General features: G+C 69.3%; 17 protein-coding genes and 1 pseudogene. 5 read left to right on the forward strand and 13 right to left on the reverse strand.

The annotated features are described in order from the left end of the window. Positions 1 to 36 precede the first annotated feature (36 nt). Complete coding sequence (locus ASE28_RS10485; RefSeq protein ID WP_057266527.1) at positions 37 to 963, reverse strand: LysR family transcriptional regulator; 927 nt, start codon at positions 961 to 963, stop codon at positions 37 to 39. Between the two features lie 102 nt (positions 964 to 1,065). Between ASE28_RS10485 and ASE28_RS10490 the strand changes: the two genes are divergently transcribed. Beyond that, entirely contained in the window at positions 1,066 to 2,076 is a 1,011-nt protein-coding gene (locus tag ASE28_RS10490; protein WP_057266588.1) for an NAD(P)-dependent alcohol dehydrogenase, read from the forward strand. A gap of 408 nt (positions 2,077 to 2,484) precedes the next feature. Here the strand turns inward: ASE28_RS10490 and ASE28_RS10495 are convergent, their stop codons facing one another. The 7 genes from ASE28_RS10495 to ASE28_RS10525 form a co-directional block, all read right to left on the reverse strand. Next, positions 2,485 to 2,997 (reverse strand): GNAT family N-acetyltransferase, encoded by a 513-nt coding sequence (locus ASE28_RS10495; protein WP_057266528.1) that lies wholly within the window; start codon positions 2,995 to 2,997, stop codon positions 2,485 to 2,487. Positions 2,998 to 3,012: 15 nt separating this feature from the next. Then, positions 3,013 to 3,639 (reverse strand): LysE family translocator, encoded by a 627-nt coding sequence (locus tag ASE28_RS10500; protein ID WP_057266529.1) that lies wholly within the window; start codon positions 3,637 to 3,639, stop codon positions 3,013 to 3,015. A gap of 94 nt (positions 3,640 to 3,733) precedes the next feature. Next, entirely contained in the window at positions 3,734 to 4,189 is a 456-nt protein-coding gene (locus tag ASE28_RS10505; protein ID WP_057266530.1) for an SRPBCC family protein, read from the reverse strand. Positions 4,190 to 4,284: 95 nt separating this feature from the next. Then, positions 4,285 to 4,623 carry a DUF6176 family protein gene (locus tag ASE28_RS10510; RefSeq protein ID WP_057266531.1) on the reverse strand — a complete coding sequence of 113 codons (339 nt, stop codon included), beginning with the start codon at positions 4,621 to 4,623 and terminating at the stop codon, positions 4,285 to 4,287. A 273-nt stretch (positions 4,624 to 4,896) separates the two neighbouring features. Continuing rightward, a complete protein-coding gene (locus ASE28_RS10515; RefSeq protein ID WP_057266589.1) occupies positions 4,897 to 5,874 on the reverse strand; it encodes a tripartite tricarboxylate transporter substrate binding protein in 978 nt (325 codons plus the stop codon). Between the two features lie 55 nt (positions 5,875 to 5,929). Beyond that, positions 5,930 to 6,961, reverse strand: a complete 1,032-nt coding sequence (locus ASE28_RS10520; RefSeq protein ID WP_057266532.1) for a TraB/GumN family protein — start codon at positions 6,959 to 6,961, stop codon at positions 5,930 to 5,932. Beyond that, positions 6,961 to 7,968: a fumarylacetoacetate hydrolase family protein gene (locus ASE28_RS10525; RefSeq protein ID WP_057266533.1), complete on the reverse strand. Its 1,008-nt coding sequence runs from the start codon at positions 7,966 to 7,968 to the stop codon at positions 6,961 to 6,963. The genes ASE28_RS10520 and ASE28_RS10525 overlap by 1 nt, the downstream gene beginning before the upstream one ends. Positions 7,969 to 8,072: 104 nt before the next feature. On the opposite strand from ASE28_RS10525, the gene ASE28_RS10530 reads away from it, so the two are divergent. From ASE28_RS10530 to ASE28_RS10540, 3 genes are all read left to right on the forward strand, one after another. Next, positions 8,073 to 8,855: an IclR family transcriptional regulator gene (locus ASE28_RS10530; RefSeq protein ID WP_057199828.1), complete on the forward strand. Its 783-nt coding sequence runs from the start codon at positions 8,073 to 8,075 to the stop codon at positions 8,853 to 8,855. Between the two features lie 19 nt (positions 8,856 to 8,874). Further along, a complete protein-coding gene (locus ASE28_RS10535; RefSeq protein ID WP_057266534.1) occupies positions 8,875 to 10,023 on the forward strand; it encodes a DUF3108 domain-containing protein in 1,149 nt (382 codons plus the stop codon). A 225-nt stretch (positions 10,024 to 10,248) separates the two neighbouring features. Continuing rightward, positions 10,249 to 10,545 (forward strand): DUF3567 domain-containing protein, encoded by a 297-nt coding sequence (locus ASE28_RS10540; RefSeq protein ID WP_007848772.1) that lies wholly within the window; start codon positions 10,249 to 10,251, stop codon positions 10,543 to 10,545. A gap of 27 nt (positions 10,546 to 10,572) precedes the next feature. Here the strand turns inward: ASE28_RS10540 and ASE28_RS10545 are convergent, their stop codons facing one another. Both ASE28_RS10545 and ASE28_RS10550 read right to left on the reverse strand, forming a co-directional pair. Next, complete coding sequence (locus tag ASE28_RS10545) at positions 10,573 to 11,640, reverse strand: AbrB family transcriptional regulator (RefSeq protein WP_057199825.1); 1,068 nt, start codon at positions 11,638 to 11,640, stop codon at positions 10,573 to 10,575. 100 nt (positions 11,641 to 11,740) lie between these two features. Continuing rightward, entirely contained in the window at positions 11,741 to 13,243 is a 1,503-nt protein-coding gene (locus ASE28_RS10550; protein ID WP_235516086.1) for a PLP-dependent aminotransferase family protein, read from the reverse strand. 108 nt (positions 13,244 to 13,351) lie between these two features. Between ASE28_RS10550 and ASE28_RS10555 the strand changes: the two are divergent. After that, positions 13,352 to 14,059: pseudogene (locus tag ASE28_RS10555) on the forward strand (GNAT family N-acetyltransferase); the annotation flags it as partial. Here the strand turns inward: ASE28_RS10555 and ASE28_RS10560 are convergent. From ASE28_RS10560 to ASE28_RS10570, 3 genes are read right to left on the reverse strand one after another with little or no spacing between them, the layout of a single operon-like run. Then, on the reverse strand, positions 14,040 to 14,549 hold the full coding sequence (locus tag ASE28_RS10560; RefSeq protein ID WP_082608018.1) for a hemerythrin domain-containing protein: 510 nt from the start codon (positions 14,547 to 14,549) through the stop codon (positions 14,040 to 14,042). The pseudogene ASE28_RS10555 and the gene ASE28_RS10560 overlap by 20 nt on opposite strands. 56 nt (positions 14,550 to 14,605) lie before the next feature. Further along, complete coding sequence (locus ASE28_RS10565; protein ID WP_057266537.1) at positions 14,606 to 15,289, reverse strand: nitroreductase; 684 nt, start codon at positions 15,287 to 15,289, stop codon at positions 14,606 to 14,608. Between the two features lie 43 nt (positions 15,290 to 15,332). Next, positions 15,333 to 18,905 carry an LAGLIDADG family homing endonuclease gene (locus tag ASE28_RS10570; protein ID WP_057266538.1) on the reverse strand — a complete coding sequence of 1,191 codons (3,573 nt, stop codon included), beginning with the start codon at positions 18,903 to 18,905 and terminating at the stop codon, positions 15,333 to 15,335. Between the last annotated feature and the right edge of the window lie 157 nt (positions 18,906 to 19,062).

Consider the following 19,062-nt stretch of genomic DNA (forward strand, 5'->3'; position numbering starts at 1 on the left):
GCAACAGTGTCTTCACGAATTGAACAGCCGCGCGGGCTAGCGTGCATCGAGCAGCAGCGGCAAACGCTCGGCCAGCATGTCGATGACCACCCGGGTCTTCAGGGGCAGTGCCCGTGCCTGCGGCCATACCGCGCTGAGCACGTAGCCAAAGGGCTGGGGCTCCTCCAGCACCTTCTGCAGCCGACCCTCGGCCACCGCATCGGCCACCAGCCAGGCGGGCAGGCGTGCCATGCCCACGCCCTGGGTGGCCGCCATGGCCGCGACCTCCAGACTGTTGCAGCTGAAGTGAAAGCGCGAAGGCGCGATGAAGTCGACCACGCGCCCTGCGGCGTCGTTGAATTGCCAGGGGTGCGGCCCGGTCTCGCGCGCATAGCCAACAAAGCTGTGCGCCGCCGGCTCGGCGATCAGCGCCTGCATGTCCGCCGGCCGGCCATGCGCGGCAAGGTAGGCCGGCGAGGCATACACGCCCATCCACTGGTGGCCCAGCCGCCGGGCCGCGAGCACGGCGCTGTCGCCCAGCGGGCCGCTGCGCACCGCCAGGTCGATGCCCTCCTCGATGAGGTCGATGCGGCGGTCGCTGAACGCCAGCTCGAATGCCACCTGCGGGTGGCGCTGGCCCAGTTCCATGAGCAGCGGCGCCAGGCGCACCCGACCGATCAGCTCGGGCGCCGTGATGCGCACGCGGCCACTGGGCACATGGCGCCCGGCCTCCACTGCGGCATCGGCTGCATCGAGCTCGTCCAGCGCGCGGCGGCAGCGCTCGTAGTAGGCCTGGCCGTCCTCGGTGAGGCTCTGGCTGCGTGTGGTGCGGTGGAACAACCGCGTGCCCAGGCGCTCCTCCAGCCGCGCCACGGCCTTGCCCACAGCCGATCGCGTGAGCTGCAGGCGCTGCGCGGCCAGCGCGAAATTGCCGGCCTCGACGGCTGCGACAAAGGCTTCGATACCCACTAGGCGCTCGCTCATTGGTTCTTTTCGGTTGCCATTCTTCGGAATGAATGGCTTCACTGCGGAATAGAGATAGCCAATAGCATGGCCCATCTCTTCACGAACCGCAAGGATCCCGACATGGCAGACGCCGTTCTTTCCCACCGCTGGCAGATCACCGATTTCGGCCGCCAGCACCTGCAACACGCCGAACTGCCGATCCCTCAGCCCGGTCCCGGCCAGATCCTGGTGCGCGTGGAAGCCGCCTCGCTGAACTACCGCGACCTGATGATCACCGACAACGCCTACGGCTGGACGCCGCCGCTGCCCTTCGTGCCGGGCTCCGACCTCGCGGGCACGGTGTTGGCCGTGGGCGACGGGGTCACGCGCTGGCGCGGTGGAGATCGGGTGATCAGCACCTTCATGGCCGGCTGGATCGATGGTGCCATGCCACCCGACGCATTCGCGCTGGGCGGCCCGGGCCCCGGAACGCTGGCTTCGCATGTGCTGCTCGACGCCCAGTGGGCGGTGGCCGCGCCCCAGACGCTCAGCGCCGCGCAGGCCAGCACCCTGCCCTGCGCAGCACTCACGGCCTGGTTCGCGCTGGCCGAGCAGGGATCGTTGCGCGCCGGCCAGACGGTGCTGATCCACGGCACCGGTGGCGTCGCACTGTTCGGTCTGCAGTTCGCCCGCATGCACGGTGCGCAGGCCATCGTCGTCTCGGGCGCCGGGGACAAGCGCGACAAGGCCCTGGCAATGGGCGCCAGCCATGTGCTGGCACGCGACTCGGACTGGCCTGCCGCCGTGCGCGAACTCACGGGCGGACGCGGGGCCGACCACGTGCTAGAGACCGTGGGCGGCGCCAACCTGGGCCGTTCGCTGCAGGCGCTGGCTCAGGGCGGCCGGCTTTCGGTGATCGGCGTGCTGGCAGGCGGCGAGATCAGAGGATCGGCCTATGACGCAATCCGCAGCCGGGCCACCATCCAGGGCCTGAGCGTGGGCCACCGGCGCGCGCTGGAGGACATGGTGCGCGCCATCGACGCGAACGCGCTGCAGCCCGTGGTGGCGGCCGAGTACCACTCCGACCAGGTGCCCGAAGCCTTTGCGCACCTGGAGCACGGCGCCTTCGGCAAGGTGGTGGTACGGTTCTGACGCACACAGAAGCAGTCAATCCGAGGTCAGTTGCTTGGCGGGCTTTCGGGTTGCGCTGGTCGGCCGGCTTCCTGCGCGCCCTTGAGATCGGAATCTGTCTTCCGCAACCTGCGCACCCCGGAAATGATGCTGACAACTACACACGCGATGAGCGCCGCCCCAGCGAAACCAACGATCAAAAGCTCTCGAAGCCACATCGCCACAAAGCGCCAGACATCAAATCTCTGATCACTTGGATACAGACATACTGCGGAGTAGTACATCAAGGCAATCATCAAGCCCACGATGCCAGCGAAAAAGGCGATAGTTCGCAAGAACAGCAGCGCAGTGCCTCCTGACGCCTTGGGCGCCGAAGAGGAGGAAGGAGGAGGTTCGGGGCAATGCGTATCAGGCGGCATTCGCACAGCCTTACAGCGATAGCGCATTGCAATGCATCAGCAACGCCGCACCATCCGGGGTCGTGATCTCTCCGACCGGCTGGAAGCCTGCGTGTGCATAGCAGCGGATGGCGCGCGCATTGTCCGGGCGCGGGTCGGTCTGCACAATGGTCACGGACGGGTCGGCCAGCAGTTGCTGGACGAAGGCCCGCACCATCGCGCGGCCGATGCCCTGGTTCAACTGGTCGGCATGCGCGAGGAACTGGTCGATGCCGCGCACGCCGGGGTCGGTGACGTCCTCCCACCAGCCATCGCCCGAGCCCATGGCGACATAGGATTGGATGAAGCCGACGGGTGCTCCGTTGAGCGAGGCGATATAGGACAGCGTGGCGCCAGGGGCGCCCTGCTCCGCCACTAGGTCCGCGTGCAACTCGTCGATGCTATCGGGCGGCTCCCACCATTGCGCGACATGGGGCCGCAGCAGCCAGCCATGCAGCAGGGGCAGGTCCTGCGCGCGCAGCAGGTCAAAGCGAAAGCCGGTCACTGCACTCCCCCGCGCTCAGGCCGGCCGCCGGGCCATCAGCGCCCACAGGCCCGCCGCCCCCAGCAGCGAGCCCCCTGCCAGGTTGAAGCGGCGCTGCGCGCGGGGCGAGGCCAGCAAGCGGCTGGCCGAGCCGGCAAACACGGCATAGGCAGTGGCATTGAGCGCCGCCAGCGTGACGAAGGTCGCGGCCAGAATCCACAGCTGCTGGGCGATGGGTGCACCGGGGCGGATGAACTGCGGCAAGAACGCCACGAAGAACACGATGCCCTTGGGGTTGAGCGCCGTGACCAAGTAGGTGTTGGCGAACAGTTTCCAGCGCGAGCCCGGGGCCTTGGGCGCTGTGATCTTCGCCACGCCCACGCCGGCACGCAGCATCTTGAAGGCCAGGTACAGCAGGTACAGGCCGCCGGCCCACTTGATGACCGTGAACCAGAAGGCCGAAGTGGCCAGCAGCGTGCCCAGGCCCAGCAGCGACACGGCGAGCGCAGTCGAGTCCCCGAGCGCCACGGCCGCAACCAGCGGCACATTGGCACGGCGCCCGTGGGCCATGGAATAGCTGATCACCGTGAGGATGGTGGGACCGGGAATGATGAGCATCACCGCACAGGCGGCGACGAAGGCGAACCAGATTTCGAGGGTCATGGAAGAAGGCTCCTTGGAAGGCGCAACGGCTGCGCCTGTGCAATACGCCCTCAGTATGGCAAAAAGCCGGAATGCCTGCCTTGCGGCCGCGCGCTCAGTACCCGGCCGGGATGTCCGGCTCCACCAGCTGGATCAGCAGCGTCAGCGACTCCTGCCAGCCCAGGTAGCAGGCCTCGGTGGGAATCACGGCGGGGATGCCCTCTTGCACCACGCTCATCTCGGTGCCGCAGGACACGGGTGTCAGGGTGACCGTGGTGGTCATCTCGCCGGGCAGGCTGGCATCGTCGAAGCGCGCGTTGTAGCGCAGGCGCTCGCCGGGCACCAGCTCCAGGTAGGTGCCTCCGAACGAATGGCTGCCGCCCGCCCCGTGGTTGGTGAACGACATGCGGTACTCACCACCCACGCGGGCATCGAGGGCATGCACCTCGGCCGTGAAGCCGTGCGGCGGCAGCCACTTGACCAGGGCCTGCGGCGTGAGAAAGGCGCGGTAGATGCGGTCGGGCGTGGAGCGGGTGACGCGGTGGAGGCGAACGGTGCCGGTGGTGGTCATGGTTGGTGCCTGTGAAGCAGAGGACGGCCCTCTAGAACCTACGACGTTCGACCATGGCGGATATCGACACGGTCCAAATCAGGAAAAACCCCAGATCATGGCTTGCGTGCAAGGTCCAGCAGCAAATCCAGTCGCCGCACCTGTGCCCAGGTGTCCCGCTTGAAGGCGCGGTGGTAGGCATCGATGGCCGCCACGGAGCGCGCGGCCACCTCCTGCGCCAACTGCTGCGAGCGGGAACGCATGTAGTAGATGAGGAAATCACCCTCGGCGCCCGAATCGAGAAAAACCGATTCCACGGTCACGCCCTCCGCTGCCAGAGTCTGCAGCGCGTCCTCCCGGTGGACGCGCAGGTACTCCGCCCACTCCTGTACCCGGGGCACGGACCCGGGTTGGAGCTGGATGCGGACGCAGACGACGTCTTCGGTCGGGGGCATGGGTGCAGGACGGCTGGTGCCATGAAAAAAGGGTCACTATCGCCCGAGCATCTGGCAATGGCAACCCCTTTACAGAGGGGCGGATAGCCCAGGTGGATATCGCTCAGTTATCCATAGCGCTGCGCGCCACCCGCATCGCATGCAACTGGCGCGACCAAGGCCAGTGCCCCCGTGCAAGGGCCGCCCCGCCGCACTGGGGGCGTCCCCCTCCCGACTCNACGCAGCGAGTCGAGAGAGGGGGAAGGCGCGAAGCGACTCAGGGGGTGCTTCATTTCAATCCAGCTTCACGCCCGCGGCCTTGATGATCTCGCCCCAGCGTTTGGATTCGGCGCGGGCCATGGTGCGGAATTGCTCGGGCGTGCCGGGCAGCGGCTCCATGCCGAAGTCGGTCATGCGCTTGAGCACGGCCGGGTTGGCCAGGGCCTTGTTGAGGTCGCCGTTCAGGCGCGCGGTGATGGTGGCCGGCAGGGCCGCAGGGCCAAGGATGCCCTGGAAGGCGTAGACCTCGGTGTTGGGCACGCCGGCTTCGGCCAGGGTAGGCACGTCGGGCAGTGCTGAGACGCGCTTGGCAGAGCCGATGGCCAGGGCGCGCACCTTGCCCGAGGTGATCACGGGCAGGCCGGCGGCCAGGTCAAGGAACATGCACGGCACCTGGCCACCCATCACGTCCTGCATCGCGGGGGCTGCGCCTCGGTAGGGGATGTGCGTCAAGAAGGTTTTGGTGCGGTTCTTGAACATCTCCATCGCCAGGTGGTGCGGCGAGCCGTTGCCGGGCGATGCGTAGTTGACCTTGCCGGGGTTGGCGCGCACGTAAGCCAGGAATTCCTTGACGGTCTTGGCCTCGAACGAGGGGTGCACCACCAGCGCCAGCGGAAAGCGGCTGATTCCGCCCACGTAGGTGAAGTCCTTCTCGGGGTTGAAGGGCAGCTTGGTGAACAGGTGCTCGTTGAAGGCCAGCACGGCGTTGTCGGCCGACATGAAGGTGTTGCCATCGGGCTTGGCCGTGGCCACCAGCTGCGCGCCGATGTTGGTGGCAGCACCCGGGCGGTTGTCCACCACGATCTGCTGGCCCAGGGTTTGGCGCATGGCCTCTGCCACCGTGCGGGCCAGCACGTCGGTGCCGCCGCCGGCCGGGTAGGGCACGACCCAGCGCAGGGGTTGGTCGGGCCAGGCAGCCTGGGCCTGGGCCAAGGGGGCTGCGGCAGACGCGCCGGCAGCGGCCAGGGCGGAAAGAACGGTACGGCGTTGCAAGGTCATGGTGGTTGTCTCCGTTGCAGGAAGGAAGAAGAAGAAACTGGGAACGGGACTATCGCGGCGCGTTCAGTGGCTTGCCCTGCCGTGGGCCCGGTGCGGCATGGGGCACGCGCGTCACGCGAAATCCCTGGGCGGCCATCAGGGCGGGCAGGCCCTCGGGGCCCACCATGTGCAGCACCCCAACGGCCGCGAACACCGCGTGGCCGGCCGCATGCTGCGCTGCGATGCCGGCGGCCAGGGCGGGGTTGCGGCCCTCCACGATGCGTGCGTAGTCGGCGCGGTCTTCGGCGGTCTTGAGGCAATCGCACCAGTCGCCGTAATTGCGCAAGGTTTCGAGCTGGCCGTCGGCCCAGGCACGTGTGAGGGTGGCAATGATCTTGCGGGCCTGCCCGCCTTCGAGCTGCCGCAGGCCCTCGTCCATGGTGCGCGCCACCTTGGCCGGGTCGTCCGACACCAGCAGCGCGATCTGCGCCTCGGCGGACTCCAGCGAGACGACCTTCTTGTCCATGGCGCGCGCCAGACCCGCGAGGAACAGGTCGATGCCATAGGCCGGGTCGATCCCGGCGGTGCGCGCAGCCAGGCCGACCAGCGACATGAGCTGAATCTCGGGCCGCAGGCGCGCCAGCGCAGCATCGGCGCACAGTGCTTCGCTCTGCACGCGCAGGCGCTTTGCCAAGGGCTCGGGCAGGGGTGGCGTGTTGGGGCCTGGCATGACGGCGGTGGCCAGTCCACCGGCGACCGACGGGTCCATCAGGTCCACTTCCAGCGCGATGCGGTCGGCACGCCGCAGTGCTTCGCGCACCGCAGGTCCGGGCAGCACCCAGCCACGCTCGGCGGCATGGATGGTGCCGTAGAGCCAACTGGTGCGGCCGTCCTTCTCGATGCGCCAGAGCAGGCCGCGGTCGCGGTCATCGCGGCGCGCGGCCTCGGCATCGGCGGGGCCGATGGGGGTGGCGGCGGGTGGGCAGACGGGTGCGGTGTCTGCCTGGCCCTGTGCGTGCGCAGCCAGCACCGGGACGGCTAGCGCCAGGCATGCCAAGCCAGCGCGCAGCGGTTGCCCCAGGCCGCGCAGGCGCCAGAGCATCAGCTCGGCTCCACGATGGCCTGGTCGATGGCGCCGAAGATGCTCGCGCCGTCCTTGCCCTTGACCTCGATGCGGATGGTGTCGCCGAACTTCATGAACTCGGTGCTGGGCTTGCCGTCCTGGATGGTCTCGATGCAGCGCTTTTCGGCGATGCAGCTGTAGCCCTTGGGCCACTCGGTGCGGCCGTTCTGCTCCACTCCCTTGTTGCTCACGGTGCCGCTGCCGATGATGGAGCCGGCGCGCACGTTGCGCGTCTTGGCCACATGGGCGATGAGCTGGCCGAAGTGGAAGGTCATCTCCGGGCCGGCATCGCACATGCCGACCTTCCGGCCGTTCCAGGTGGACTGCACCACCAGGTCCAGGCGGCCCTGGTGCCAGGCGTCGCCCAGTTCGTCGAGCGTCACCGCCACCGGGCTGAAGGCAGTGGCCGGCTTGCTCTGGAAGAAGCCGAAGCCCTTGGCCAGCTCGGCCGGGATCAGGTTGCGCAGGCTCACGTCGTTGGCAACCATCACCAGGCGGATACCGTCTAGCGCCTGCTCGGGCGTGGCGCCCATCTTCACGTCGCCGGTGATGACCGCGATCTCGGCCTCGAAGTCGATGCCCATGGCTTCGCTGGGCACCACCACGTCATCGCAGGGGCCGATGAAGTCATCGCTGCCGCCCTGGTACATCAGCGGGTCGGAGTAAAAGCTCTCGGGCACCTCGGCATTGCGCGCCTTGCGCACCAGCTCCACATGGTTGAGGTAGGCCGAGCCGTCGGCCCACTGGTAGGCGCGTGGCAACGGGGCCATGCACTGGGCCGGGTCGAACGGGAAGGCATGGCGCGCGCGGCCGGCGTTGAGCTGGTCGTACACGTCCTGCAGCTGGGGCGAGAGGAAGCCCCAGTCGTCGAGCACCTGCTGCAGCTTGCTGGCAATGCCGGTCGCATAATGGGCCGTGCCCAAGTCGCGCGAAACGACGACCAGTTGGCCGTCGCGCGAGCCGTCTTTGTAAGTGGCTAGTTTCATGGGGCAGAACCTCTGTCTCTGGAAGGTGGATGGCACAACCCTTGGCGAAAATTACGCTTGGGTAAACTGATTTAACTAAACAAAACTACCAAATTTTAGTGCACATGGACAAAGAACGTGCAGGTATCCAGTCCGTGGAAGTCGGCTTTGCCTTGCTGGAAGGCCTCACCCATGCGCGAGGCCCGTTGATGCTCAAGGACGTGGCGGCCTCGGCCGGCATGAGTGCCGCCAAGGCCCACCGCTATCTGGTGAGTTTTCAGCGCCTGGGCCTGGTCACGCAGGATAGCCGCACCGCGCGCTACGACCTGGGCCCGGCGGCTCTCAAGCTGGGGCTGGCATCGCTGGCGCGGCTTGACGCGGTGCGACTGGCGCGCGAGCGCATGCCGGCCCTCATGGGAGACATCGGCCACACCCTGGCACTGGCGGTATGGGGCAACCATGGGCCCACCATCGTGCACTGGGAGGAGTCGCCCCAGGCCGTCACCGCCAACCTGCGGCTGGGCGACGTGATGCCCTTGCTGGCCTCGGCCACCGGCCGCTGCTTCGCCGCCCACCTGCCGCCCGAGGTGGCCGCGCCCCTGCTCAAGGAAGAGCTGGCCCGCGCCAGCAAGATGCGCCGCACCGACCTGCCCACCACCATGGCCGAGGTGCAGACCATGCTGGCCGAGGTGCGCGAGCGCGGCGCGGCGCGTGTGGTGGACACCCTGCTGCCCGGCATCGTGGGCTTCTGCGCGCCGGTGTTCGATGCCGACGGCCACCTGGAGCTGGGCATCACCACGCTGGGCTCCATCGCCACCTTCGACCCCGAATGGGGCGGCGCCATCGACACCCCGCTGCGCGCCGCGGCGGGCCAGCTGTCGCGCGATCTGGGCGCGGGCTGCGCATGACGCACGGGCAGCCCCGCTGATGCCCCGGCGCGCGCTGATCGCCCTCACCGCGCTGGTGCTGGCGCTGCACTGGCTGCTGCTCCAAGGCGTGCCCCTGGTGTGGGACAGCCCGTCCGCCCCCTCAGGCCAGGTCTTCAGCACGCGCACCATCGCCGCCGCGCCCGTGGCGGCACCGGCGCCGACACCGGCCCCTTCAGCCACCCCTGCCCCCCCGCCCGCCGCACCGGCACCCGCCCCACGCAAGAGGCCGCCGCGCCCCACGCCGGTCGCCGAAGTGCCCTCCGCCGGACCGCCAACGGCACCGCCGGAACCTGTCGCCCCCCCCGAGCCCCCCATGGAGGTGGCGGCCGCAGCGGCCGAACCGCCTCCTGCCACGCCCGAGCCTGCAGCCTCTGCCGCCGTGGCAGCCGCATCCGCACCGGCCGCACCCGCGCCCATCCCGGCAGAGGTGAACCCCACGGCCGCCGGCATCGACGTCGCCCCGCCCGGCAGCGGCACGGGCCAGACCGCCAGTGCCGCGCCACCGCCGGTGCAGATTCCGCCCCCGGTGCGCCTGACCTACGAGGTCAAGGGACAGGCCAAGAAATTCGACTACACGGCCCGGGCCGAGCTGCTGTGGCAGCACGATGGCAGCCGCTACGAGGCGCGCCAGGAAGTGAGCGCCTTCCTCATCGGCTCGCGCACCCAGCGCAGCACGGGCTTGGTCAGCGCCCAAGGGCTGCAGCCCGAGCGCTTTGGGGACCGCTCGCGCAGCGAGCAGGCCGCGCATTTCGACCATGCCCAGGGCCGCGTGACCTTCAGTGCGAACACGCCGCAGGCTGCCATAGGCCCCGGTGCGCAGGATAGGCTGAGCATGTTCATCCAGCTCGCGTCCATGCTGGCGGCCGACCCGGCCCGCTACACCCCGGGCACGCAGATCACGCTGACCACCGTGAGCGCCCGCAATGCCGACCGCTGGACCTTCAGCATCGAGGCCCCGGAGACCCTGAACCTGCCGGTGGGCGCCACCCCCACCCTCAAGCTGCTGCGCCTGCCCCGGCGCGACTACGACCAGAAGGCCGAGCTGTGGCTTGCGCCCAGCCTGGGCTACCTGCCCGCGCGCATCAAGCTCACCCAGTCGAATGGCGACTTTGCAGACCTCTTGTTGCGCGGTAGTGAAAAGCCCTGAGGCGCCGTAGGCCGTGGCGCCTCAGCAGGCGGCCGGACCGGCCAAATGCCCGTAAGGATTGCACTCCCGCCGGTGTTGCGTTATCCCCACCGCCTGCGAAATACCCCTGCGGGGCCACCGCTTCGCACAATTCGTGAAATACTGTTACCACGCAGGGCCAGCCCACAAGCCTTGAACTCTGCCGACCCGCTGTCATCTGACATTCATATCGACAAAGGGAACACGATGCACATGCTCTACGACTCCGAATCCTTTGTGGTGGTCCATATGCTGCCCGACGCCCGGGAGTCCGTTGGCCAGGCACTCAACGACACCGCACCACCCAAGCCCCAGCTGGCACGCCACGGCTTCGAGATCGTGGACAAGCGCTCGGGCAAGGAGGTGTACCTGGACGGATCGTGGGCAGAGATGTTCCAGCAGCAGATCCTGGCCTGGCAGCGCGACACCCCCACGCAGGAAGAAGTGGAAGATGCCCTGGACCGCTATGCAGGCCTGGCACAGAACCCCGTCGTCGTCCACTGACTCGTCGGCGCAATCGGGCGCCAGCGGTCACTCCACCGGATAGAGCCGCCTGAACAGCGGCTCCACCAGGATCAGTACGGCAATCAGCCGGCACACCTGGAAGGCCGTGACCACCGGCACGCCCAGTTGCAGCACCTTGGCCGTGATGGCCATCTCGGTGATGCCGCCTGGGGAGGTGCCCAGCAGCAGCGTCACCCAGGGCAGGCCCGTGCCCCAGGCCAGCACGGCGGCGAACAGTGCGCAGATGCCCATCAGTCCCAGCGTCCCCGCGGCCACGCTGGCCAGCCAGCGCGGCGCGGTGTGCAGAAAATCTGCCCGGAAGCGCACCCCCAGGCTGACCCCAATCACCAGCTGTGCGGCATTCACCAGCCACTGCGGCACGGCCGAGAAGCCGATGCCCGCCATGGCAAAGCCCATGGATACCACCAGCGCGCCCATGAACCAGGGGTTGGCACGGCCCAGCCGGTCCATGGCCAGGGCGCCCGCGCCGGTGAGCAATGCCATGAGCGCGAGGCCGGGCCAGTCCACCACGCGCGTGGCGGGCGGCAGGATGTCGATGCCGTGCAACCCGCTCCACTGCAGCGCGAACGGGATGGTGATGGTCACGATCAGCAGGCGCAGGCTGTGGCTGGCGGCCACCAGATCGGTGCGGGCGTTCTCGCGCTCGGCCAGCAGGGTCATCTCCGACGCGGCGCCGATGGCGCCCGAGAAATAGCTGGTCGCACGCATCATGCTGGCCGGCACGCCGTGCATGCGCGGCGCATGCACCCGGTACAGCCAGGCGCCGAACAGCCAGCCCAGCACCAGCGCCCAGACGATGCCCAGCGCAATCGCCCACCACAGCCCCGCCACCAGGCCCATGACCTGGGGCGTGAAATACAGGCCCAGGGCCGCGCCAATGGTCCACTGCCCCCCATTGCGCAGCGGCCCCCAACTCTCGGTGGGCGCACCGGCGATGGACAGCAGCGAGGTGGCCAGCAGCGGCCCGATCATCCACGGCAGCGGGGTCTTGAGGGCGACGCAGGCGGCGGCCGCAGCCCATGCCACGGCAAGGGTCAGCACCACGCGGCTGGTGAATTGAAAATAAGTACGCATACGAAAGACGGCAACCCGCGAGTATCGCTTGCGCACTCGGATGTGCCCCAAAGCCCTGCACTGCCCGTGGGGCATGGCAGGCATCGCACATGGCGGGGGGTCACGCCCGGCGGACGTCTCCTGCCAGTTGCGACAGCCGCTGCACGAGCGGCGCAAACAGCTCCACGGGCGTGTGGCCATAACCCAGCACCAGGCCGTTGTCCTCGGGCCGAGGCTGGAGGGCAAAGGCCGACAGCGGCGCGGGCGCCATGCCGTGCCCGCGCGCTGCGGTGGCAATGGCCTGGTCCGGGTAAGCGGGCGGCAGGCGCACCATGAGGTGCATGCCGCAGTGTCCGCCCTCGATGCCATGCGGCACCACGAGGTGCTGCGCCAGCGCCGCGCGCAGCTGCTGCTGGCGCTCGCGGTAAAGGCGGCGCATGCGGCCCAGGTGGCGGCTGAACTGGCCGCTGTCGATGAAGTCCGCCAGCGCCAGCTGGGCATGGCGCTGGCCGCCGCGCAGCATCTCGGCCAAGGGCGGGCGCACGGCGGCCAGCACCGCCTCGGGCAACACGACGAAGCCGATGCGCAGCGCGGGGAACATGGTCTTGCTGAAAGTGCCCACGTATAGCACCGGCGCCCCATCGGCCAGCCCCTGCATGGCGGCGATGGGCTCGCCCGCATGGCGGAACTCGCTGTCGTAGTCGTCTTCGATGATCCAGGCGCCATGGCGGCGCGCCTGCTCCATCAGCGCCAGCCGCCGCGCCACCGACAGCACCGACCCGCCCGGGTACTGGTGCGAGGGCGAGGTGTAGACCAGCCGCGGCGTGCGCGTGCGCCAATCGGCCTCGTCGGCCACCAGGCCCTGGGCATCCACCCGCAGCGGCAGCGTGCGCAGGTCGCCCGCGTGCAGGGCCGACTGGGCGCCCCGGTAGCCCGGGTCTTCCACCCACGCCGTGTCGCCGGGGTTGGTCAACAGGCGCACGCACAGCACCAGAGCCTCCTGCGCGCCTTCGGTGATCACCACCTGCTCGGATGTGCAGCGCACGCCTCGCGCCAGCGCCAGGTGGCGCGCAATGGCGGTGCGCAGTGCCATCTCGCCCAGGGGGTCGCCATAGCCCAGGGCGGCAGGGCCACCGTCGCGCACCGCGCGGTCGAGTGCGCGGCGCCAGGCAGCAGATGGGAACTGCGAGAGTGCGGGCATGCCCGGGCTGAGCCAGTGGGCCGGCCCCGGGCGGGGGGCCCTGGGCTGGATGAGCGCCAGGCGCGCGGCCGTGGCGGGAAGCTGTACTGCCGGCTGCGGGCCGGACGCGACCACCGATGGCGACGACAGCGCTGCCACCCGTGTGCCCTGCCGGTCGGACTGCACATAGCCCTCGGCCAGCAGGTGCTCATACGCCGCCGTCACGGTATTGCGCGAGATGGCCAGGCCCTCGGCCAGGGCGCGCGACCCGGGCAGCGGGCTGCCAGCGGCCAACCGCCCGTCCAGGATGGCCTGGCGCAGCCGCTGGAACAGCTGGCGCCGCAGGGGCGCGGCCCCCGGGCCGTGGTCCAGCGCCTGCTCCAGCAGGGTTGGGGGAACCGAGGGTTCGGCCGGCAGCGCGGCATCCATGAAGGCATCGGACATGCGTGGCACCTGAAATTTTTCCTAATCTGGCACTTTTCACAATACCACGCCCAGTTTACCGTGCAGCCTGCCCTTCCCTCTTTGATCAACCCAAAGGACACCTCCCGCATGGCTTCCATCCTGAACGCCTACCAGCAACCCGTCGACTCCCCCCTGCCCGGCTGGAGCGCACGCCCGCGCCCCGCACGCGACGTGATCGAAGGCCGGCACTGCCGCCTCGAACCTCTGGATGCAGCCCGCCACGCCGCCCAACTGCATGCCGCCTACGTGAAGGCCTCGGACGGCCGGGACTGGACTTACATGAGCGTCGGCCCGTTTGCCGACGAGGCCAGCTACCGTGCCCACTGCGAGCAGGCGGCCGCCAGCACCGACCCGCTGCACTATGCCGTGATCGACCAGCGCACCGACAAGGCCGTGGGCACGCTGGCGCTGATGCGCATCGACCCGGCCAACGGCGTGGTCGAGGTCGGGCATGTGATGTTCTCGCCGCTGCTCCAGCGCACGCCGATCTCCACCGAGGCGCAGTACCTGCTGATGAAGTACGTGTTCGCCGACCTGGGTTATCGGCGCTATGAATGGAAGTGCGACAGCCTGAATGGCCCTTCGCGCCAGGCGGCTGCGCGCCTGGGCTTCACGTTCGAGGGCATCTTCCGCCAGGCCATCGTCTACAAGGGCCGCAACCGCGACACGGCATGGTTCTCCATCGTCGACAGCGAATGGCCCACGATCAAGACCGGCTTCGAGCGCTGGCTGGCGGCCGCCAATTTCGACACCCAGGGCGTGCAGCGCGCCTCGCTCACGCAATTGCGCGCGGCCGGCCCGGTGGCGGTATGACCTGCCGCCTGGCTGCCATCTCGCGCCCCATGGGGGCCAGGGCTTCGGGTGGCAACAGCTGCTGCACGGCCGGGTAGGCCGCGCCTTCCTCGTCTTCGATGTGGCGCGCATAGCGCAGGGCAAAGCGCTCCAGCGCGGCCTCGTCCTCCGCGCTAAAGGTACTGGCCTGGCCGTCCGCCAGGGCCTGCAGGGGCTGCCGCGCCGCAGCCCACTCGGCCACCATGTCCTGGTGGTCCTGCAGCAGGCGCTGCACCAGCGCGACCACTGCGGACGACCCCTGGGCCAGCAGCGGCGGGAACACATGCAGTTCCTCGTCCTGGTGGTGCAGGGGCGCCGCGATGTCGAAGTAGCGCAGCACGTCGCGCGCCGCCTGCCGGGCAGATTCGTCGCCGCCCTGCAGCGCCACATGCGCGCGCAACCGGCCCAGCAGTGCCAGCGTGCGCTGCACCCGCTCGTGGCAGGCCCCGAGCATGGCAAAGGGCTCCTCGAAGCCCACGGCCGGGGTGTTGAAACCAGGAAGCAGCACTGTCAGACCAGCTTCTCAGCCGACTCAAAAGGCAGCACCACCCCATCGGCTCCCAAGGTGCTCACATAGCTGGTGGTCGCCGGCCGCACACGGGCCGCTGTCTTGCGCGCCTGCACGCTGCCTATGCTCAGAAAGCACAGGGCCAGTTCGTCCGGGCCCAGTCCGAAGAGCGCACGCAACCCGGCCGACTTGAGGGCCCGGCCACTGGTCAGCGCCGAGCCGTAGCCCTGCGCCGTGGCCATGAGCAGCATGTTCTGCAGCGCACAGCCGGTCGACACCAGGCGCTCGGCCACGTCGATGCGCGGATCGCCCCGGCCGGCATCCACCACCGCCAGCAGCAGCACCGGCGCGCGGTAGGCCTTCTCGCGCGCCAGCGCCAGTTGCTCCGGCGTGGCGGCCTCGTCGCGCTCGGCCAGCGCCTGGGCAAACACCTCCGCCAGGGCCGCGCGCGCCGCCTCGGGCACCAGCACAAAACGCCAGGGCAGCAACTGCCCGTGGTCGGGCGCATGGGCCGCCGCGTCCAGGATCGCCGAGAGCTCGGCAGCGCTGGGGCCGGGCGCCACCAGCCGCTTGGGCAGCACGGTGCGGCGGGTGCGCATGAGCGCCCAGGCACTGGCCGCCGTGGCCTCCACCGCAGGCGGCACGCCATGGGGCACAGGCCGCAGCGGCCAGGGGATCACCGCCATGCTGGGCTATTCGGGCCGGCAACGGGCAGGCAGAGGCCGCGCATCAGCCGCAGGCCCCTGTGTGACCGCACTGTGTGCAGTAGTCGCAGCCATCCTTGCGGATCACGGCATGCGCACCGCATTCCACGCACTTCTTGCCGGCCATGGCCTGGGGCACGGCCACGGGGGGCGCTGCCGGTTCGTCCAGCGGCAACTGCTGCTGCACCGGGTCGGCCACGCGGCGTGCGAGGATGTTCTGGATGGCATAGGCCATGGCCGCCACTTCGGAGTCATGCCACATGGGCACCTGCGTGCCGTCCTCCTTGCGGTGCGTGCCCAGGCGCACGGGGCCCCGATCCCAGGCGACCTTGCGCATGTCGCTGAGCGCACGCTCCAGGAAGCCGCCGCGCGCCGCCAGCGAGAGCATGCGCATGCTGGACGTGATCCACTGCTGCGACTCGCCACTTTGCCCCACGGGCATGAAGAACTCGATGGCCCGGTCCACCGTGGTGTTGCCCACGCCCGTGGGCACGGGCAGAAAGGAGACCAGCAGGTACAGGGTCTTGCGGCCCTCCTGCGTCCAGTACTCGACCTTCTCGGCCACGGCCGAGAGGCCGCCCTTGGGCCGGCTCTCGATCACGGTGCGCATCGGGTCCACCGGCGGCGCGGCGGGTGCCGGGGCCAGCGTCGCTGGGGCGCTGTGCGTTTCGAGCACCGAGCCCAGGATGGCGTTGGGCCGGTAGGTCGCCAGGCCCTTGAGGCGCGCGCGCCAGGCGTGCAGGTACAGGTCTTTGAAACCTTCATAAGGGTAGTCGGCCGGGATGTTCACCGTCTTGGAGATCGCCGTGTCCACAAACGGCTGCACCGCCTCCATCATCGCGATGTGGCCCTCGGCCGGCATGGCCAGGGCCGAGACGAAGTACTCGGGCAGCTGCAGCACGTTGCCGCCGAGCTCGCGGTACAGGCGCCAGGCATGGTCCTCCACCGCATACTCGCTGGTGCTGCCATCGGCCTCGCGCTTCTTGCGCTTGTAGGTCCAGGAGAACGGCGGCTCGATGCCGTTGGAGGCGTTGTCGGCAAAGGCCAGGCTCACCGTGCCCGTGGGCGCGATGGACAGCAGGTGGCTGTTGCGGATGCCGTGCGTGCGAATGGCCTCCTGGATCGGGTCGGGCAGGCGGCTGGCGAAGGTGCCATCCGACAGGTAGGGCCCGGCCTCGAATTTCGGGAAGGCGCCTTTCTCGCGCGCCAGGTCCACCGAGGCCAGGTAGGCCGCATCGCGCATGGCCTGTGCGATGCGCACCGCCATGTCGCGCCCTTCGGGCAGGTCGTAGCGCAGGCACAGCATGGCCAGCGTGTTGCCCATGCCCGTGAAGCCCACGCCGATGCGCCGCTTGGCCATGGCCTCGTCGCGCTGCTGCGTCAGGGGCCAGAAGGTCACGTCGAGCACGTTGTCGAGTGCCCGCACCTGCAGCGCCACCGACTGGGCAAAGGCCTCGAAGTCGAATGCAGCCACCCCGCCGAAGCCAAAGGGATTGCGCACGAAGCGCGTGAGGATGATGGGGCCGAGGTCGCAGCAGCCGTACGACGGCAGCGGCTGCTCGCCGCAGTTGTGCGCCACGATGCCATTGGCGTCGAAGGCATGCACGTCGGCCACCGTCACGTCGTAGACGTCCTCCACGCCATCGTCCACCAGCGCCTGCACCGTCGCCGTGAAGCGCTCGCGGTGCAGTGCCCGGCGGTAGCCCGCCAGCGCGCTGGCAAGGCGTTCGGCCTTGTCCGTGTCCGCAAAGCCGATGGCTTCGGCGAACACCGCAATGTTGTCGCCGCTGACCACCAACTCGTGCTGGGCCCGCGTGTCGTACAGGCGTTGACCGCCTTTGCCGTCGGGCAGGGGGCGTACAGCCGCCGGGCGGCGGTCGCAATAGACAGTGGAGGCAATGCCCAGGCGCAGCAGCATGCGCTGCACGGTCTGCAGCAGGGCCTCGTCGCTTTGCGCCAGGCGCACGCTGATGCCCTTGTCCTGCGTGCCCTGCACCGAGCCATCGGCATCGAACAGGCCGCGCAGCAGGCCGCGCGCAAAGTCCGACGATTGCCGCTCCATGGCGGGGGTAATGGCCTTGGCGCCCGGTGCCATGCCCAGGCCGAAGGCCAGGTCGCGCAGTGCCGCACTGGCCATGCGCGCTTCGCCCCGCCCCGCCAAGCGCCGCTGGAAGCCGCCGAAATCCGCGCGGTGCGACAGCATGGCAGCCGCCGCCTGGGCGGCCTGAACGATGCCGGCAGCCCCGGTGGCGGCGTAGGCCACCGCTCCCTGCCCCACCGCCTTGAGCTCGGGTGCCCAGACGGAAATGACGGCCTTGTCGGCCTTGAGCGTGCCATCGCCGACGAGCAGGCCGAGCAGGTAGCCCTCGGCCTCGGTGCCCGCCCCGGCCCAGCCCTGCAACGCGCGGTGGTCGTGCAGCACGATCTCGTCGCCGGGCGACAGCTGCGCCGCCTCGGTCCATTCCACTTCGAGGCAGTAGCGCGTCTTGCGTGCCACGCGGCGCACCCGGTGGTCGGCCGTGAGGCGCAGCGCATGCCCCTCGCGAGTCTGCAGGCGCAGCACGGGCCGCGTGCCGGTCGGGAAGAAGCCCTGGCTTTCCACGCGGTAGGCGCGCCCGTCCACCACGGCACTGAAGGGCTGGCCGACCAGATCGGCCACCTGGCGCGGCCCGTCGGTGGTGAGCACCCAGGTATCGGCCGTCACGCAGGGATTGGTGGCCGCGATGTCCTCGCAGTAGTGCAGGTTGTTGTCCTCGTTGATGTGGTCGAGGAACAGGATGCCGGGCTCGGCGAAGTCGTAGGCCGATTGCATGATGCTGTCCCACAGCGTGCGCGCCGGCACCGTGGCGTAGACCCATTGGCCATCGGCGCGCTGGTGGGCACCCTGGGCGATCAGCGACTCGATGGGACGGGCCTGGTGCACCAGCTCCCACGGAGCATCGCTCTGCACGGCCTGGATGAAGGCATCGGGCACGCCGACCGAGACGTTGAAGTTGTTCCAGCGCCCGGGCGTGCGCTTGGCCGTAATGAATTCCTGCACGTCGGGGTGGTCGATGCGCAGCACGCCCATCTGCGCGCCGCGCCGCGCGCCCGCGCTCTCCACCGTGGAGCAGGACTGGTCGAACACGTTCATGTAGCTGCACGGCCCCGAGGCCGTGGAAGCGGTGCCCATCACCCGCGCGCCCTTGGGGCGGATGCGCGAGAAGTCGTAGCCCACGCCGCCGCCGCGACGCATGGTCTCGGCCGCCTCGCGCAGGGCTTCGTAGATGCCGGGGTAGCCGCCGTCGTCCACGCCCTGGATGCAGTCGCCCACGGGCTGCACGAAGCAGTTGATCAGCGTGGCCTGGATGTCGGTGCCCGCCGCGCTCATGATGCGCCCGGCACCGATGGCGCCGGCCTGCAGGTTACCGAGGAAAAGGGCCTCGTACTTGTCGCGCAGGGCGGGTGCCTCGACTGAGGCCAGGGCACGCGCCACGCGCCGGTAGAGGTCGTCGGCGCTGGTTTCGCCGTTCTTGAGGTATTTCTCGCGCAGGACGTCGAGGCTGATGGGTTGCATGGAGGTGGCGCCGGTCAAAGCACTGGATGTTTCGCGTTTCATGGCTGAAGGTCCTTGCGCTCCATCAAACAAACGGGGTTCCCCACACGCTGCAACCCGGTCATGCGGGGGCGAAGGCAGCACCATACATCGCCGGGATAGCCACACTGCCACCGTGGCCTCAGCCCTGCGGGTCGCGCCGCACGGCGGCCGGGAAATG

The sequence above is a fragment of the Acidovorax sp. Root219 genome (genome assembly GCF_001428665.1).
GTDB lineage: Bacteria > Pseudomonadota > Gammaproteobacteria > Burkholderiales > Burkholderiaceae_C > Acidovorax.

What these genes read in the sequence shown, in the direction of transcription:
- ASE28_RS10485 (WP_057266527.1), bottom strand. Translation starts at nt 963, where the DNA reads ATGAGCGAGCGCCTAGTGGGTATCGAAGCCTTTGTCGCAGCCGTCGAG.
- ASE28_RS10490 (WP_057266588.1), top strand. Translation starts at nt 1,066, where the DNA reads ATGGCAGACGCCGTTCTTTCCCACCGCTGGCAGATCACCGATTTCGGC.
- ASE28_RS10500 (WP_057266529.1), bottom strand. Translation starts at nt 3,639, where the DNA reads ATGACCCTCGAAATCTGGTTCGCCTTCGTCGCCGCCTGTGCGGTGATG.
- ASE28_RS10505 (WP_057266530.1), bottom strand. Translation starts at nt 4,189, where the DNA reads ATGACCACCACCGGCACCGTTCGCCTCCACCGCGTCACCCGCTCCACG.
- ASE28_RS10510 (WP_057266531.1), bottom strand. Translation starts at nt 4,623, where the DNA reads ATGCCCCCGACCGAAGACGTCGTCTGCGTCCGCATCCAGCTCCAACCC.
- ASE28_RS10520 (WP_057266532.1), bottom strand. Translation starts at nt 6,961, where the DNA reads ATGCTCTGGCGCCTGCGCGGCCTGGGGCAACCGCTGCGCGCTGGCTTG.
- ASE28_RS10525 (WP_057266533.1), bottom strand. Translation starts at nt 7,968, where the DNA reads ATGAAACTAGCCACTTACAAAGACGGCTCGCGCGACGGCCAACTGGTC.
- ASE28_RS10530 (WP_057199828.1), top strand. Translation starts at nt 8,073, where the DNA reads ATGGACAAAGAACGTGCAGGTATCCAGTCCGTGGAAGTCGGCTTTGCC.
- ASE28_RS10535 (WP_057266534.1), top strand. Translation starts at nt 8,875, where the DNA reads ATGCCCCGGCGCGCGCTGATCGCCCTCACCGCGCTGGTGCTGGCGCTG.
- ASE28_RS10540 (WP_007848772.1), top strand. Translation starts at nt 10,249, where the DNA reads ATGCACATGCTCTACGACTCCGAATCCTTTGTGGTGGTCCATATGCTG.
- ASE28_RS10545 (WP_057199825.1), bottom strand. Translation starts at nt 11,640, where the DNA reads ATGCGTACTTATTTTCAATTCACCAGCCGCGTGGTGCTGACCCTTGCC.
- ASE28_RS10550 (WP_235516086.1), bottom strand. Translation starts at nt 13,243, where the DNA reads ATGTCCGATGCCTTCATGGATGCCGCGCTGCCGGCCGAACCCTCGGTT.
- ASE28_RS10560 (WP_082608018.1), bottom strand. Translation starts at nt 14,549, where the DNA reads ATGCTCGGGGCCTGCCACGAGCGGGTGCAGCGCACGCTGGCACTGCTG.
- ASE28_RS10565 (WP_057266537.1), bottom strand. Translation starts at nt 15,289, where the DNA reads ATGGCGGTGATCCCCTGGCCGCTGCGGCCTGTGCCCCATGGCGTGCCG.
- ASE28_RS10570 (WP_057266538.1), bottom strand. Translation starts at nt 18,905, where the DNA reads ATGAAACGCGAAACATCCAGTGCTTTGACCGGCGCCACCTCCATGCAA.